This window comes from Streptomyces sp. NPDC059718 (assembly GCF_042733315.1).
Classification (GTDB): Bacteria; Actinomycetota; Actinomycetes; order Streptomycetales; family Streptomycetaceae; genus Actinacidiphila.
Genome location: NZ_JBHWGA010000004.1, coordinates 105,450 through 120,735, shown reverse-complemented (window position 1 = coordinate 120,735; position 15,286 = coordinate 105,450). Strand labels below are relative to the sequence as shown.

Sequence of the window (15,286 nt, the reverse complement as noted above, 5' to 3'; positions counted from 1 at the left end):
CACAACCATCGCCGAGCGTGTACCAAGCTGGGGGGTGAGCCGCACCGCCCAGCGCCGACGAGAGGTCCCGATGATCCGCTTCGAGAACGTCACCAAGCGCTACCCCGACGGCACCACCGCCGTCGACGACCTGTCCTTCGACGTGCGCGAGGGCGAACTCGTGACCCTCGTCGGGCCGTCCGGCTGCGGCAAGACCACGACGATGAAGATGGTCAACCGGCTCATCGAGCCCACCGCCGGCCGGATCCTGCTGGACGGCGAGGACATCGCCCGCACCGACCCGGTACGGCTGCGCCGCCGCATCGGCTACGTCATCCAGAACGTCGGGCTGTTCCCCCACAAGACCGTGCTGGAGAACACCGAGACCGTGCCGCACCTGCTCGGCTGGACCCGCGCCAAGCGCCGGGCGCGCGCCGCCGAGCTGCTGGAACTGGTCGGCCTGGACCCGTCCGTGCACGGCTCCCGCTACCCCGAGCAGCTCTCCGGCGGGCAGCGGCAACGGGTCGGTGTGGCGCGGGCACTGGCGGCCGACCCGCCGCTGCTGCTGATGGACGAGCCCTTCGGCGCCGTCGACCCGGTGGTGCGCGAGCGACTGCAGTCGGAGTTCCTGCGGCTGCAGGAACAGGTGCGCAAGACCGTGCTGTTCGTCACCCACGACATCGAGGAGGCGGTCCGGCTCGGCGACCGCATGGCGGTCTTCGGCCCCGGCCGGATCGAGCAGTACGACACCCCCGCGACCGTGCTCGGCTCCCCCGCCACCCCGTACGTGGCCGACTTCGTCGGCTCCGACCGCGGTCTGAAGCGGCTGTCCGTCACGCCGGTCGAGACCGCCGACCTGGAGCACCCGCCCGTCGTGCGCGCCGGCTCCCCCGCCGCGGAGGCCGCCGCCGTCCTGGCGAAGCAGGGCGCCCCCTACGCCGTCGTCCTCGACGACGACGGCGGGCTGCGCGGCTACGTCGCCGCGGGCACCCTCACCTCGGGCACCGTGGCCGACCACACCCGCCGCCTGGAGGCCTGGGTCCCGGTGGGCGCCCCCCTCAAGCGGGCCTTCAGCGCGATGCTCCAGCACGACGCGGGCTGGATAGCCGTCGTGGACGGCGACCGCTTCGCCGGGGTGCTGACCCCGGCGACGCTCCACACCGCGCTGCGCCGTTCGGTCAACGAGGACGGCGACGACGGCGAGGACGAGGACGCGGGGCGGACGGTGGCGGCCGGGACGGGGCCGGGTGACAATCGCCGGGCCGGACCGGACGCCGATGCCTCCTGATGCGGAGCGTTCCATGACCACCCCGCGGGACCTGATCATCACCGCCCTGGAACGGGCCGCCGAACGCGCCGTGGAACCCGGCGACCTCTCCCTCGCCCTCGCCGCGGCCGAGGCCGTCGACCTCCTCGCCGCGGGGGCCGTCGCCCTGCACGGCGACCGCCTGGTCCCGGGTGGGAACCCGGAGATCGCCGACCCTCTGCTGGAGGAGGCCGCCACCGCGCTGGTGCGCCGGGCGCCGTACGAGACCCCCGGCGACTGGCTGTGGCGCAGGGGCCGCGGCCTGGCCGGCGTCTACCTGGCCGCCCTGGAGGCCGGCGGCGAGGTCGTACGGGAACGGCACCGGAGCTGGCTGGTCCGCGACACCCGGACCGTGCTGGGCGACTCCCCCGCCCGGCGCCGCGCGGCCGACCGCATGGCGGCGGACGAGCCCGTCCTCGCCGCCCTCACCGGGGCGCTCGGCCTGCGCGGCGGCCCGGCCGCCGACGCGGCACCCGGCGTGACCGACCCCGCGAAGGCCCGCGTCCTGGCCGCCCTCGACGGCGCGCTGGCCGAGCTGACGGCCGAGCGCCGACGGCGCTCCCGCCGGCAGGCCGACGCCGCCGCCGAGAACGTCCGGCGCGGTTACTGAGACGGCCCGGCCGCGGCGCGTGCTGCTTAGGCCCGGCCGCCCACCGCGCCGGTGCGGTTGTCGTCCTCGTCCTCGGGGAGGCGGCAGACCCGCTCCAGGAAGATCGCGGCGGCGCAGACCGCGATGCCGGCGATCACCGCGGTGCCTGCGTAGATCGCCTGGTCACGGCGGGGGTCGTTGTCCAGCTGGTACATGACGAGGAAGACGCACGCACCGCCGTACATGCCCGCGACCAGGGCGGCGACCAGCGCGCTGGCCTGGCCGAAGACCACCGCCCGGGCGGCCAGCAGCGGGTCCACGCCCTTGGCTCCCGGACGCCGCTCGCGCTGCGCGCGCAGCCTGGAGCGCAACGACAGCGCCGTCGCCGCCAGCACGGCGGCGATCAGCGCCAGCACGATCGGCGCGGCCACGGGCACGCCCGGCAGGGTGCCCAGCGAGTCCCAGAGCTTCGCGCCGGCCCAGGAGAGCACTCCGGCCACCACGAACAGTCCGACCAGGGTCCTGATGCGCAGCGCCTTCACCGAGTGCTCGCTCCCCACATCACATCGACGAACGTACCGACGGGATCGTAACGATTACTCCGGCAGCCTGAGTTCCACGTCGCCCCGGGCCCACACGCTCTCCCGGCCCACGCCCGCCAGCAGACCGGCCACCGGCCCCTGTCCCGGCAGCTCCGCCGCGGGATCGATGTCGAGCCACGGCGCCAGTACGAAGGCCCGCTGGTGCGCCCGCGGATGCGGCAGCGTCAGCTCCGGGTCGTCGGAGACGACGCCCTGGTAGGCCACGATGTCGACGTCGATGGTGCGCGCGCCCCAGCGCTCGGTGCGGGTCCGGGCGAAGGCGTCCTCGATCGCCCGGCCGCGTTCCAGCAGCGAGGACGGCGGCAGCGTCGTCCTGACCAGGACGACGGCGTTGAAGTAGTTCGGCTGCGAGCCCGGCTCGACGCCCCAGGGCTCCGTCTCGTACACCGGCGAGACCTTCTTGACCCGGACGCCCGGGGTGTCCTCCAGGGCGTCCACGGCGCCCTGCAGCGTCTCCAGGCGGTTGCCGAGGTTGCTGCCCAGCGAGATGACGGCGAACTTCGGATTCTGCAGCGTCGAGTCCGCGGCGTCGACCTGCGCGACGACGGAGGCCGGGACCGGCTGCACGGTGGGGTCGTAGCTCACGGGCGCCTCCGGGTGATGGTGACGGACACATCGGCGAACGGGACGGTGATCGGGGCATGTGGCTTGTGCACGGTGACCTCCACCTCCTGGACCAGGTCGTGCTTGAGGACCTGGTCGGCGATCCGCTGGGCCAAGGTCTCGATCAGGTCCACGGGCTCGCCCTCGACGACGGCGGTGACCTCCTCGGCCACGATGCCGTAGTGCACGGTCCTGGTCAGGTCGTCCGTGGCGGCGGCGGGTGCGGTGTCCAGGCCGAGGACGAGGTCCACGAAGAAGTCCTGGCCCTCGCGGCGCTCGTGTTCGAACACGCCGTGGTGCCCGCGGGCCTTCAGGCCGCGCAGCGCGACACGATCCACGATTCACTCCCGCTGGTCGTCGGACGGACGGGCGGGCGCGGTCCGCCCGCCCAGCGGGAGGGGAGGGCCGCTCCGCCCTTACTCGAATGTACCTTCGACCACCGACAGTCCCCAGTACCGGGCACCGAGGCGGCCGACCGCCCCGCGCTTACCCCGGGACGCGGCGGCCTACTCCGGCCTTCACCACTTCTTGGCACGAACGAGTGGTCAGAAGGCCTCAGGCTGACCCCTCGCCGCCGTTGTCGGCGTCCTCCGCGGCGTCCTCGTCGGCCCCGTCCGCCATCACCGGGGAACCGTGGTGCACCCACAGCCGCCAGCCCTCCGGTGTGCGCCGAAACACATTCGTGGCGACCACCAGGCCGCCCACGAGGGAGCCCATCTCGCCCTCCTCCTCGGCGGGACCGCCGGTGAGGATGTTCTCGGTGCAGGTGACGAGTGCCGTGTCGCCGTCGACCGCCACCTCCACGTCGGTCAGGAAGAACTGGATGTACTCGGTGTTCGCCATGATCAGGGCGTACGAGCGCATCACCTCGCGTCGCCCGCGCAGCACCGGCCAGCCCGGGTGCACCACGGACACCGTCTCCGCCAGCGGGCCGGTCAGCACCAGCTCCTCCAGCGCGTCCAGGTCGGACCGCTCCACGGCGTCGTAGAAGGCCTGGTTCGCCTCCTCGACCCGTGCGGCCTCGGCGGTACGCGGCGTCATCGTGTCCCCCCGTCCGTCGCGCCGCCCGCCCCGCGTCCCGCGGCGGGCACCCTCGTCATCTGCTCGCGTGCGTCGCTCACCAAGCTCCCTCGTTCCCCTGTCCCGGCACCCTTCGGCACCTGGTCGGACACGTAGCTCACCGAGCCCCTTCCAGCGCCCGTGCGACCCGTACGGCGTCGGCGCTGTCGTGCACCGCGTGCACCCGGACCGCCCAGGCGCCGCGGCCCGCCACGATGGCGGTGACGGCGGCCGTGGCGGCGTCGCGTTCCCTGGCCGGGGGCGGATCGCCGCCCTCGCCGGCCAGCACGCGGCCGAGGAACCGCTTGCGGGAGGCCGCGATCAGCAGGGGGCGGCCGAGGGCCAGCAGGTCCTCGACGTGGGCGATCAGGGTCAGGTCGTGCTCGGCGTTCTTCGCGAAGCCCAGCCCCGGGTCGAGGACGATCCGCTCCGGGGCGATGCCGCCCGCCACCGCGCGCTCGAAGCTGCGCCGCAGCTCGGTGGTGACCTCGCCGACGACGTCCCGGTAGACCGCCCGGTTGTTCATGTCGATGCTCTGGCCGCGCCAGTGCATCACGATGAACGGGCTGCCCGTCGCCGCGACGACCGGGATCATCGCCGGGTCCGCCAGGCCGCCGCTGACGTCGTTGACCAGCGCCGCGCCCGCCTCGACCGCCTTCTCCGCGACCGTGGCCCGCATCGTGTCGACGCTCACCACGACCCCGGCCCTGGCCAGCTCGCGGACGACCGGGACCACCCGGCGCAGTTCCTCCGCCTCGTCCACCCGCGCCGCACCCGGACGGGTCGACTCACCGCCGACGTCCACCAGGTCGGCACCGGCCGCGACGAGGTCCAGGCCGTGCTTCACCGCCAGGTCCGTGTCGAACCAGTCGCCGCCGTCGGAGAACGAGTCCGGCGTGACGTTGACCACACCCATGACCGCGCACCGGTCCCAGGACGGCAATCCGGCCACGCGGCCGCGCATCGTACCCATGGGGTCAGCCTAGAGCGGGCGGCTCACCGCAGGCGCCGGGAGGCCCACGCGGGGAGCGCCAGGGTGACGAATCCCTCGGCCCGCATGGCGGCCAGGCCGATCCGGGGCAGGTCCCCGGTGGCCCGGAAGACCAGGAAGCGCGGCAGCCACTCCGGCTGGAACTTGGCGTTGAACCGGTACAGCGACTCGATCTGGAACCACCGGGACAGGAAGACCAGCAGACCCCGCCAGGTCCGCAGCACCGGCCCCGCGCCGAGCCGCTCCCCGCGGGCCAGCGCCGACCGGAACATCGCGAAGTTCAGCGAGACCCGCCGCACGCCCAGTCGCGGCGCCTCGCTCAGCGCGGCCACGATCAGCAGTTCGTTCAGCCCCGGGTCGGCGGACCGGTCGCGCCGCATCAGGTCCAGCGACATGCCGTCCTCGCCCCAGGGCACGAAGTGCAGCACCGCCCTCAGCGCGTCCTGCGCGTCGTGCGCCGTCACCACCACGCACTCCTCGTCCGCCGGGTCGCCGAAGCGGCCCAGCGCCATGGAGAAGCCCCGCTCGGTGTCCGTGCCGCGCCAGGCGTCCGCGGCGCGGCGGACCGCGTCGCGTTCCTCCTCGCCCAGTTCCGCCACGCGCCGGACCCGGCACACGTACCCCGCGCGCTCGGTGCGCTTGACCATCTGCCGCACGTTGCGCATCGCCCGCCCCGACAGGGAGAAGCAGGAGGTCTCCACCACGGCCTCGTCGCCCAGCTCCAGGGCGTCCAGACCGGTCTCCCGGGTCCACACCTCCCCGCCGGTCTCGCTGCAGCCCATGACCGCGGGGATCCAGGCGTGCGCCCGGGCCTCGGCCATGAACCGCTGTATCGCCCCCGGCCAGGCCTCCACGTCGCCGATCGGGTCGCCGCTGGCGAGCATCACCCCCGACACCACGCGGTAGCAGACCGCGGCCTTGCCGCTCGGCGAGAAGACCACGCTCTTGTCCCTGCGCAGCGCGAAGTGCCCCAGGGAGTCGCGGGCCCCGTGCCGTCGCAGCAGCGCCCGCAGCCGCTCCTCGTCCCCGGCCGTCAGCTCGGCGACCGGGTGGGCCGGGCGCAGCGCCAGGTACGCGGTGGCGGCGGCGATCAGGAACCCCAGCCCGCCCAGCGAGTACGCGACGACGTCGGTGGCCTGGCCGGTGGCGTAGGAGACCGGCCCGTCGAAGCCGAAGAGCCCGCAGACCACCTCGGCCAGCCGGTCCGTCCAGGACGGGTGGCCCGTCTCCGCCGCCGGGTGGGCGCTGACGACGGCCAGTCCCACCACCAGGCTGAGCGCGCTCAGCCCCGCGAAGGCCGCGACCGCCGTCAGCCGGGTACGGGGGTCGCCGAGCGCCGAGAACTGCGCCCGGTACCCGATCAGCAGGGCCAGCAGCACCGCCGACAACACGGCCCCGCCCAGCGAGTGCCGGTGCAGCACCTGCGCCACCGCGCCCGCCGGCAGCAGCAGCACGGCCGCCCGCCAGGCGCGCTTCTTCCCGCGCTTGAGGGCGTGCGCCAGCATCAGCATCAGGATGCCGGTGACCACCCCCGCCGCCGCGGCCACCGAGGTGACCGTCCCCGGGAAGACCCCGGCGAGCACGTGCATCCGGCTGTGCCGGAACCCGGGGAACACCGCTGCCGCGAGGTCCAGCAGCCCCACCAGCGCGCACGCCCTCCCCACCACGCGGGGCGCCGCCGACCCCGGCATCAGCCGTGGGAGTCGCCGCACCCTGTCCCGGGGAACCCGGACAGCCAGATCTTCCTCTGCCACGACAGACATCAGCCACCACGCCCCGGCGATGCGGTTCACCACCGCACGGCCCACTCTCGTCGGAGATTTGCGCCCTGTAGGACGTGAACTCCGGCGGGCGGGTTCCGTCGCCGGGCGGGAAGCGCGGAACGCGGAACGGAGACCGGGGACCGGGGACCGGAACGCCGACCGGGCCGCGGGCCGGGCCCGCGGCCCCTCAGGTCACTGGGCCATGATCAGGCTCATCGCCTCCGCGCGGGTCGCGGGGTCGCGCAACTGGCCCCGCACCGCCGAGGTGATGGTCTTCGCGCCGGGCTTGCGGACCCCGCGCATCGTCATGCACATGTGCTCGCACTCGATGACCACGATCACACCGCGCGGTTCGAGTATCCGCATGAGCGAGTCCGCGATCTGCGTGGTGAGCCGCTCCTGCACCTGCGGGCGGCGGGCGAAGACGTCGACCAGGCGGGCCAGCTTCGACAGACCGGTGATCTTGCCGTCCACGGAGGGGATGTAGCCGACGTGGGCGACGCCCACGAACGGCACCAGGTGGTGCTCGCAGCTCGACAGCACCTCGATGTCCTTGACCAGGACCATCTCGTCGTGCCCGAGGTCGAAGGTGGTCGTCAGGACGTCCTCCGGCTCCTGGTAGAGCCCGGCGAAGATCTCCCGGTACGCCCGCGCGACCCGGCCGGGGGTCTCCCGCAGTCCCTCGCGGTCGGGGTCCTCCCCGACGGCGATCAGCAGCTCACGGACGGCGTTCTCGGCACGCTTCTCGTCGAACTCGCCGATGGGGCGCAGATCGCCCTCCAGGGTCACCGGGTCGGTCATGTGTGCCTCGTTCCTCAGACGTACCGAAATGCGTGGACCGCGGGAACCGCGGAAACGCCGCGCCCCCCAGGATAGGAAACCTGGGGGGCGCGGCACGCATTCCGATGTCCGTGACCAAGGCCACGTCGCGGACGTCAGGACTCCGGGCTGGGCTCCTCCGGAAGCTCCACCGTCTCGGCGGACTTGCTCAGGGAGGACGCCGTGGTGCTGCCGTTGGCCGTCGGCTGGGTGCCGTTGGTCAGGGCGAGCTCCTTGGGCGAGAGCACCGGCGGGCGGGTCGACGGCGTGCGCCGCGAGGAACCCGTCCAGGCCGGACGCGACGGACGCTTGACGATCGACTTGAAGATCTCGGCGATCTCCTCCTTGTTCAGCGTCTCCTTCTCCAGGAGGGCCAGAACGAGGTTGTCGAGGACGTCGCGGTTCTCGACCAGGATCTCCCACGCCTCGTTGTGCGCGGTCTCGATGAGCTTCTTGACCTCTTCGTCGACCAGCCCGGCGACCTCTTCCGAGTAGTCGCGCTGGTGGGACATCTCACGGCCGAGGAAGGGCTCCCCGTCGCTCGACCCGAACTTGATCGCACCGAGCCGCTCGGTCATGCCGTACTGGGTGACCATCGCGCGGGCCGTGGTGGTGGCCTTCTCGATGTCGTCCGCGGCACCCGTGGTGGGGTCGTGGAAGACGAGCTCCTCCGCCGCGCGGCCGCCCATGGTCATGGCGAGCCGGTCGAGCATCTCGTTGCGGGTGGTGGAGTACTTGTCCTCGTCCGGCAGGACCATCGTGTAGCCGAGGGCACGGCCGCGGGACAAGATCGTGATCTTGTGGACCGGGTCGCTGTTGGGAGAAGCCGCCGCGACCAGGGCGTGACCGCCCTCGTGGTACGCGGTGATCTTCTTCTCCTTCTCGGACATGATCCGGGTGCGCTTCTGCGGGCCGGCCACGACACGGTCGATGGCCTCGTCCAGCATCGCGTTGTCGACCAGCTTCTTGTCGCTGCGCGCGGTGAGCAGCGCCGCCTCGTTGAGCACGTTCGCCAGGTCCGCACCGGTGAAGCCGGGGGTCCGGCGGGCGACGGCCTTGAGGTCGACGTCCGGGGCGACCGGCTTGCCCTTCTGGTGGACCCGGAGGATCTCCAGGCGGCCCTGCAGGTCCGGGCGGTCGACGGCGATCTGCCGGTCGAAACGGCCCGGGCGCAGCAGCGCCGGGTCCAGGATGTCCGGGCGGTTGGTGGCGGCGATCAGGATGACGCCGCCCTTGACGTCGAAGCCGTCCATCTCGACCAGCAGCTGGTTCAGCGTCTGCTCGCGCTCGTCGTGACCGCCGCCGAGGCCCGCGCCGCGGTGCCGGCCGACGGCGTCGATCTCGTCGACGAAGACGATGGCCGGGGCGTTCGCCTTGGCCTGCTCGAACAGGTCGCGGACACGCGAGGCGCCGACACCCACGAACATCTCGACGAAGTCGGAACCGGAGATCGAGTAGAACGGGACCCCCGCCTCGCCGGCGACGGCGCGCGCGAGCAGGGTCTTGCCGGTTCCGGGCGGGCCGTAGAGCAGCACACCCTTGGGGATCTTGGCGCCCACGGCCTGGAACTTCGCCGGCTCCTGCAGGAACTCCTTGATCTCCTGGAGTTCCTCGACGGCCTCGTCCGAGCCCGCCACGTCGGCGAAGGTGGTCTTCGGGGTGTCCTTGGTGATCAGCTTGGCCTTGGACTTCCCGAAGTTCATCACCCGGGAGCCGCCGCCCTGCATCTGGTTCATCAGGAACAGGAAGACCACGACGATGAGGACGAAGGGCAGCAGCGAGAGCAGGATGCCGACGAAGGCGTTCTGCTTCGAGGGCGCGACGGTGTAGCCGTCGGGCAGCGTGCTCTTGTCGCCGTCGTCGACCTTCGCCTGCAGGATCTTGGCCACGTCGACGCCCTGGTCGCCGATGTAGCTCGCCTTGATCTTGGAGCCCAGGTCCTTGTCGCCTACCTTGGCGCCGTCCTTGAGCTCGACCTTGATCGTGTTCTCGTCGCCGGTGGTCAGCTCGGCGGACTTGGCCTGGTTGCTGTTGATCGCCTCAATGGCCTGGCCGGTGTCCACCGTCTTGTAGCCACCGGAAGAACCGACGACCTGCATCAATACGACCACGGCGAGGACAGCCAGCACGATCCACATGACTGGCCCACGGAAATAGCGCTTCACGTCCATCCATGCGGGGCGATATCGCCCCGTCCCTCCTGCCACAGTGAGGCACCGCGGCCTGGGGGCCGCCGGTGCATCCGGTGTATGAACCGACCTTCGGACGGTACCCCAGCATTGTCACCCGAAGTCGCCGGAGACCATAAACAAACAGCGTTACCCCCCTCCAACGCGGAGGAGGGCGTCGGGGTTCCCGGAGCCTCAGCCGCCGTACACGTGCGGCGCAAGGGTGCCGATGAACGGCAGGTTCCGGTACTTCTCCGCGAAGTCCAGGCCGTATCCGACCACGAACTCGTTGGGGATGTCGAAGCCGACGTACTTCACATCGATCTCGACCTTGGCGGCGTCCGGCTTGCGCAGCAGCGTGCAGACCTCGAGCGAGGCCGGACGGCGCGAGCCGAGGTTGCTGATCAGCCAGGACAGGGTCAGTCCGGAGTCGATGATGTCCTCGACGATCAGGACGTCCCGGCCGGCGATGTCGGTGTCCAGGTCCTTGAGGATCCGCACGACACCCGAGGACTTGGTCCCGGCGCCGTACGAGGACACCGCCATCCAGTCCATGGTGACCTGGGAGGACAGGGATCGCGCGAGGTCCGCCATCACCATGACGGCGCCCTTGAGGACGCCGACGATCAGGAGGTCCTTGCCCTCGTAGTCCTTGTCGATCTGCGCAGCCAGCTCCGCCAGCTTGGCGTCGATCTCTTGCTTGGAGATGAGCACCTTCTCGAGGTCGGTGCCCATGTCGTTCTCGTTCACCCGCACAACTTCCGGCTCGGTCTACAGGGCCTGGAAGAACAGTCTGCCATTCCGCCGGCCGACGACGACGCCGCCCGGGAGGTTGAGCGGCTTCTGACCGCGCCACGCGGTGAGCAGGCGGTCGGTCTCCTCGACGTGCCGGGCGAAGAGCGAACCGGCGGGAGAGCCCGCCGCGACGGCCGCACGGCGCAGCACCCGGCGGCGCACGGCGGCGGGGAGGGTCAGCAGCCGGGCGACGTCCAGCCCGCCGTCGGCGTCGACGGCGGTCCGCTCGGCCTGGGCCGCCCACTGGTCGAGGGCGTCGGCGTCGTCCCGGGAGAGCTGGGCGGTGCGGGCCAGCGCCTCCACGACACCCTTGCCCAGGGACTTCTCCAGCACCGGCAGCGCCTCGTGGCGGACCCGGGAGCGGGTGTAAGCGGGGTCCTGGTTGTGCGGGTCCTCCCACACGTCGATGCCCTGCGCGAGGCAGGCCTTGCGGACCGTGTCACGGTCCAGCAGCAGGAAGGGACGGCGGTAACGGCCGTTCACGGCGGGCATGCCGGACAGCGACCGGATGCCGGAGCCGCGGGCCAGCCCCAGCAGCACCGTTTCGGCCTGGTCGTCCCGGGTGTGCCCGAGCAGCACGGCGGCGGCGCCGGCGCGTTCCGCGGCGGCGTCGAGGGCCGCGTACCGGGCGTCGCGGGCGGCGGCCTCCGGGCCGCCCTGGCGGCCCACGGTGACCGCGACGGCGTCCACCGGGTCGAGTCCGAGACCGCGCAGCCGGTCGGCCACGTCGACGGCGCGGGCCGCCGAGCCGTCCTGCAGGCCGTGGTCGACGGTGACGCCGCCGGCCCGGATGCCGAGCTTGGGCGCTTCGAAGGCGAGGGCGGTGGCGAGGGCCATCGAATCGGCTCCGCCGCTGCAGGCGGCGAGCACGAGCGGGCTGCCGCCGGGGTGGTCGGTCAGGACGTCCTGGAGTACGCGGCGGACCGCCAGGCGTATCGCCGCGACCGCGGGGTGGGGACCCATGTCCGGTTTCCCTCCTGGAGAGGCTGGGGGAGGCGTCGGGACGGTGAAGATGACGCAGGGTAGCTAGATGGTGACAGACAGCGGGCAATACTCGAGCATCGCACGCTTACCCTGCGCCCACGGTCCCTCGGACGGGTGAACCGGGAGGCCCCGGGGCCTGTTGTGCCCCGGGTCGACTCAGGTTTCGCTCCGCCCGTGCACCCGTGCCACCCAGTCCGCGGGTTTGGCGATCTCCTGCTTGGTGGGCAGGGTGTTGGGCGAGGTCCAGATCCGGTTGAAGCCGTCCATCCCGGCCCCGTCCACCACGGCCCGCACGAAACGCTCGCCGTCACGGTACTGGCGCAGCTTGGCGTCCAGCCCCAGCAGCTTGCGCAGCGCCATGTCCATCCGCCCGGCACCGCTCTGCCTGCGGCGCTGGAACTTCTCCCGGATCTCCGCCACGGACGGCACGACGTCCGGGCCCACCCCGTCCATCACGTAGTCGGCGTGCCCCTCCAGCAGCGACATGACCGCGGTCAGCCGCCCCAGGATCTCCCGCTGGTTCGGGGTCTGCACCAGGTCGATCAGGCTGCGGCCCTCGTCGCCGTCCGCGTCGACCGACGCCTCGTCCGCGTCGGGCCGGTTGCCGGAGGAGAAGGCCTGGAACGCCTCGCGGAGCCGCTCGATCAGCGTCGACGGGTCGATCTCGGTCTCGCCGAGGAAGGCCTGGATCTCCTGCTCGATGTGGTCCCGCAGCCAGGGCACGGCCGTGAACTGGGTGCGGTGGGTCTCCTCGTGCAGGCACACCCACAGCCGGAAGTCATGCGGGTCCACGTCGAGTTCGCGCTCCACGTGGACGATGTTGGGGGCCACCAGCAGGAGCCGCCCGGTGCGCGGCTCGCCCGGACCGGGCGCGGCGGGGCCGGCCGGCATCTCACGGGTCGCGGGGGCGAAGGTCTCGTACTGGCCCAGCACGCGTGAGGCCAGGAAGCTCAGCAGCATCCCGACCTCGACGCCGGTCACCTTCCCGCCGACGGTGCCCAGCACGGCGCCGCCGGGACCTCCCGGCTTGCGCGCCTGCATCTTGTCCAGCAGCGGCTTGAGCACTTCTCGGAAGCCGGCGACGTTGGCCCTGATCCACCCCGGGCGGTCCACGATCAGCACCGGGGTCCCGGTGTCGGCCGGGTCCTCCTGATCGCCGAACATCCTGGTGAAGGCCCGGACGTGCGCCTCCGACTCCTTTGCGTGCCGCCGCAGTTCCGCCACGACCGCGCGCGCCTCGTCCCGGCTCACGTCCGGTCCGGGCCGCACGAAGCGGGTCGCGGTCGCGACCGCGAGGTTCCAGTCGACCATCTCCGCACCACCGATGCTCGTCATTCCTTCACGGTACGTGCTTGTCCCCCTCCCCGGGAGCGTTCCTCGCCCGCGGCACGGCCCCGTGCCTCGTGGGGGTTGTGGGAAGTCGTTCCGCAAGGCATGGGGGTCCCCCCGGCCGCAGGCTGGGGGAGGGTTGGCACACCCCCACCCACCGGCGTGCGGACGCCGGCGCAACCCGCGGCACCGCACAGGTGCGGCGCCGTCGTGGGGGGTGTGTTCCGTCTTGCGGAACGACTTCCCACAACCCCTACGTGCGGCAGCCGCACGTGGCGAGGCCGGCGGCGAGGCGGTCGAGGGCGGACTGCGCGGCCGTGGGGTTGGTCGTGCCGTTGGTCAGGAAGGCGAACGTGAGCAGGCGGCCGTCCGCGTCGACCACCGTCCCGGCGAGCGCGTTGACCCCGGTGAGCGTGCCCGTCTTCGCGCGGACGAGCCCCGCGCCGCCGCCCGCGGAGGTGAAGCGTTCCCGCAGGGACCCGGTGAAGCCCGCCACCGGCAGCCCGGTGAGGACGGGGCGGAGCTCGGGGTGGTCGGAGTCGGCCGCCAGCGCCAGCATCCGCGCCAGCTGCTCCGCCGTGAGGTGGCCGGCGCGGTTGAGCCCGCTGCCGTCCACGAACCGGGCCCCCTTGAGCGGGAGCCCGAGTTCGCGGAGTGCGGAGCCGATGGCCTTGGCACCTCCGGAGAAGGACCCCGGGCGGTCCGCGGCGAGGGCGGTGTGCCGGGCGAGGGCCTCGGCGATGTCGTTGTCGCTGTTGGTGAGCATGCGCTCGACCAGGTCGGCCAGGGGTGCGGACCGCGCCTCCGCCAGCCGGTCGGCCGCGTGCGTGCGCGTGGGCGCCTTGCCGGCCTTCACCGCGCCGTCGATCTCGATGCCGCGCTTGCGCAGCAGGTCCGCGAAGGCCGCCGCCGCGTCCGCCGCCGGGTCCCACCCGCGGGCGGCCGGGCCCTTGAAGCTCTTGCCGTCGGTGCGGCCCTCGTCGGCCATCAGGGCGGTGACGGGCGCGATGTTGTCGTTGTGCCCGATGGGGTGGACGGCGGGGCCGGTGAAGAGCGAGGTGTCGTACGTGAGCTTCACCGAGCGGACGCCCTTGGCGCGCAACGCGCGGGCGGTGTCGGAGGCGAGGGTGCGCAGGGAGGCCGCCGTCCATCCGCCCCCGGGCTTCGCGCGGGCGGTCAGGGTGGGGTCGCCGCCGCCGACCAGGACGACGCGGTCCTTGCCCGCGGCCACCACGGAGGTGGTGAGCCGGTGGTCGGCCCCGAGCAGCGACAGGGCCGCGACGGCCGTGGCGACCTTCGTGGTGGAGGCGGGGACGGCGGCCGTGGCGGGGCCCTGCCCCCACACGGTCCGGCCCGACACGGCGTCGACGACGGCGCCCGTCGTCAGCGCGCCGAGCGCGGGGTCGTATAGCAACGGGCCGAGCCGGCCCGCCAGTCCGGCCTTGGTCGGCAGCGGCGCACCCTGCGGCCCGGACACGGCGGTGAGCACCTCGGGGGCGGGCGGCACCGGGGCGACCGCCCCCTTGTGGCCGCCCCCGCCGGCCTTCTTGTGGGGACGCGCCTGCTTCCCCTGACCGTCCCGGGAGGCGGCGATCGCCCGTTCGGCCGTACGCTGGCCTGACTCCCACGGTCCTGCTGCGGCCACAGCCGTCAGCGCCACGGCAAGTCCTGCGACAGCCGAACCTGCCACCACCTGCCAGTTCTTCGAGACGGGCACCCCGGACCAGCCCCTTTCGCGACCACACACAAGCGTGGGAGACACTTAATCACCAGAAGTATGTGCTGATCATGGAGGACAGGCTGTGCTCGAGTTCGACGTAACGATCGAGATCCCGAAGGGTTCCCGCAACAAGTACGAGGTGGACCACGAGACCGGTCGTATCCGCCTGGACCGGCACCTGTTCACCTCGACGGTCTACCCGGCCGACTACGGCTTCGTGGAGAACACCCTGGGCGAGGACGGCGACCCGCTGGACGCCCTGGTCCTGCTCGACGAGCCGACCTTCCCCGGCGTCATCGTGCGCTGCCGCGCGATCGGCATGTTCCGCATGACGGACGAGGCCGGCGGCGACGACAAGCTGCTGTGCGTGCCCGCTTCGGACCCGCGGGTCGAGCACCTGCGTGACATTCACCACGTCTCCGAGTTCGACCGCCTGGAGATCCAGCACTTCTTCGAGGTCTACAAGGACCTGGAGCCCGGCAAGTCCGTCGAGGGTGCCAACTGGGTGGGCCGCGCCGAGGCCGAGGCCGAGATCGAGGCGTCCTACAAGCGCCTGAAGGAGCACGGCGGTCACTGACC

Annotated in this window: 15 protein-coding genes; 3 read left to right on the top strand and 12 right to left on the bottom strand. The window is 72.4% G+C overall.

Translation table 11 applies throughout. The features are described from left to right. Positions 1-70 precede the first annotated feature (70 nt). Positions 71-1,267, top strand: a complete 1,197-nt coding sequence (locus ACFV3E_RS07100) for an ABC transporter ATP-binding protein (RefSeq protein ID WP_500533925.1) — start codon at positions 71-73, stop codon at positions 1,265-1,267. 13 nt (positions 1,268-1,280) lie between these two features. After that, positions 1,281-1,895 carry a GPP34 family phosphoprotein gene (locus ACFV3E_RS07095; protein WP_500533784.1) on the top strand — a complete coding sequence of 205 codons (615 nt, stop codon included), beginning with the start codon at positions 1,281-1,283 and terminating at the stop codon, positions 1,893-1,895. A 26-nt stretch (positions 1,896-1,921) separates the two neighbouring features. Here ACFV3E_RS07095 and ACFV3E_RS07090 read toward each other — a convergent pair whose 3' ends face one another. The 12 genes from ACFV3E_RS07090 to dacB form a co-directional block, all read right to left on the bottom strand. Next, positions 1,922-2,416 carry a DUF3180 domain-containing protein gene (locus ACFV3E_RS07090; RefSeq protein ID WP_499516874.1) on the bottom strand — a complete coding sequence of 165 codons (495 nt, stop codon included), beginning with the start codon at positions 2,414-2,416 and terminating at the stop codon, positions 1,922-1,924. A gap of 54 nt (positions 2,417-2,470) precedes the next feature. Further along, entirely contained in the window at positions 2,471-3,061 is a 591-nt protein-coding gene (folK, locus tag ACFV3E_RS07085) for a 2-amino-4-hydroxy-6-hydroxymethyldihydropteridine diphosphokinase (RefSeq protein ID WP_499512515.1), read from the bottom strand. Then, a complete protein-coding gene (folB, locus tag ACFV3E_RS07080) occupies positions 3,058-3,417 on the bottom strand; it encodes a dihydroneopterin aldolase (protein WP_499512516.1) in 360 nt (119 codons plus the stop codon). The genes folK and folB overlap by 4 nt, the downstream gene beginning before the upstream one ends. A 217-nt stretch (positions 3,418-3,634) precedes the next feature. Further along, complete coding sequence (locus ACFV3E_RS07075; RefSeq protein ID WP_499512517.1) at positions 3,635-4,120, bottom strand: nuclear transport factor 2 family protein; 486 nt, start codon at positions 4,118-4,120, stop codon at positions 3,635-3,637. Between the two features lie 136 nt (positions 4,121-4,256). Then, the gene (folP, locus tag ACFV3E_RS07070; protein WP_500533783.1) at positions 4,257-5,111 is read right to left on the bottom strand and encodes a dihydropteroate synthase; all 855 of its coding nucleotides are present in this window, start codon (positions 5,109-5,111) and stop codon (positions 4,257-4,259) included. Positions 5,112-5,134: 23 nt separating this feature from the next. Continuing rightward, entirely contained in the window at positions 5,135-6,892 is a 1,758-nt protein-coding gene (locus ACFV3E_RS07065) for a phosphatidylglycerol lysyltransferase domain-containing protein (RefSeq protein ID WP_500533782.1), read from the bottom strand. Positions 6,893-7,084: 192 nt separating this feature from the next. Further along, positions 7,085-7,693: a GTP cyclohydrolase I FolE gene (folE, locus tag ACFV3E_RS07060; protein ID WP_500322721.1), complete on the bottom strand. Its 609-nt coding sequence runs from the start codon at positions 7,691-7,693 to the stop codon at positions 7,085-7,087. A 134-nt stretch (positions 7,694-7,827) separates the two neighbouring features. After that, complete coding sequence (gene ftsH, locus ACFV3E_RS07055; protein ID WP_500533781.1) at positions 7,828-9,882, bottom strand: ATP-dependent zinc metalloprotease FtsH; 2,055 nt, start codon at positions 9,880-9,882, stop codon at positions 7,828-7,830. 192 nt (positions 9,883-10,074) lie between these two features. Then, positions 10,075-10,614, bottom strand: coding sequence for a phosphoribosyltransferase (hpt, locus tag ACFV3E_RS07050; RefSeq protein WP_499516875.1), 540 nt, complete (start codon positions 10,612-10,614; stop codon positions 10,075-10,077). Positions 10,615-10,650: 36 nt separating this feature from the next. Continuing rightward, entirely contained in the window at positions 10,651-11,637 is a 987-nt protein-coding gene (gene tilS / locus ACFV3E_RS07045; RefSeq protein WP_499512522.1) for a tRNA lysidine(34) synthetase TilS, read from the bottom strand. 177 nt (positions 11,638-11,814) lie between these two features. Next, a complete protein-coding gene (locus ACFV3E_RS07040; protein WP_500533780.1) occupies positions 11,815-12,993 on the bottom strand; it encodes a zinc-dependent metalloprotease in 1,179 nt (392 codons plus the stop codon). A gap of 247 nt (positions 12,994-13,240) precedes the next feature. Next, complete coding sequence (gene dacB / locus ACFV3E_RS07035; RefSeq protein ID WP_500533779.1) at positions 13,241-14,647, bottom strand: D-alanyl-D-alanine carboxypeptidase/D-alanyl-D-alanine endopeptidase; 1,407 nt, start codon at positions 14,645-14,647, stop codon at positions 13,241-13,243. A 142-nt stretch (positions 14,648-14,789) separates the two neighbouring features. On the opposite strand from dacB, the gene ACFV3E_RS07030 reads away from it, so the two are divergent. Beyond that, complete coding sequence (locus ACFV3E_RS07030; RefSeq protein WP_431959297.1) at positions 14,790-15,284, top strand: inorganic diphosphatase; 495 nt, start codon at positions 14,790-14,792, stop codon at positions 15,282-15,284. Positions 15,285-15,286 lie beyond the last annotated feature (2 nt).

Coding starts and splice junctions, on each gene's coding strand:
- folE (WP_500322721.1), bottom strand. CDS start 7,693: ATGACCGACCCGGTGACCCTGGAGGGCGATCTGCGCCCCATCGGCGAG.
- tilS (WP_499512522.1), bottom strand. CDS start 11,637: ATGGGTCCCCACCCCGCGGTCGCGGCGATACGCCTGGCGGTCCGCCGC.
- ACFV3E_RS07075 (WP_499512517.1), bottom strand. CDS start 4,120: ATGACGCCGCGTACCGCCGAGGCCGCACGGGTCGAGGAGGCGAACCAG.
- ACFV3E_RS07040 (WP_500533780.1), bottom strand. CDS start 12,993: ATGACGAGCATCGGTGGTGCGGAGATGGTCGACTGGAACCTCGCGGTC.
- ACFV3E_RS07100 (WP_500533925.1), top strand. CDS start 71: ATGATCCGCTTCGAGAACGTCACCAAGCGCTACCCCGACGGCACCACC.
- ftsH (WP_500533781.1), bottom strand. CDS start 9,882: ATGGACGTGAAGCGCTATTTCCGTGGGCCAGTCATGTGGATCGTGCTG.
- hpt (WP_499516875.1), bottom strand. CDS start 10,614: ATGGGCACCGACCTCGAGAAGGTGCTCATCTCCAAGCAAGAGATCGAC.
- ACFV3E_RS07065 (WP_500533782.1), bottom strand. CDS start 6,892: ATGTCTGTCGTGGCAGAGGAAGATCTGGCTGTCCGGGTTCCCCGGGAC.
- folP (WP_500533783.1), bottom strand. CDS start 5,111: ATGGGTACGATGCGCGGCCGCGTGGCCGGATTGCCGTCCTGGGACCGG.
- ACFV3E_RS07095 (WP_500533784.1), top strand. CDS start 1,281: ATGACCACCCCGCGGGACCTGATCATCACCGCCCTGGAACGGGCCGCC.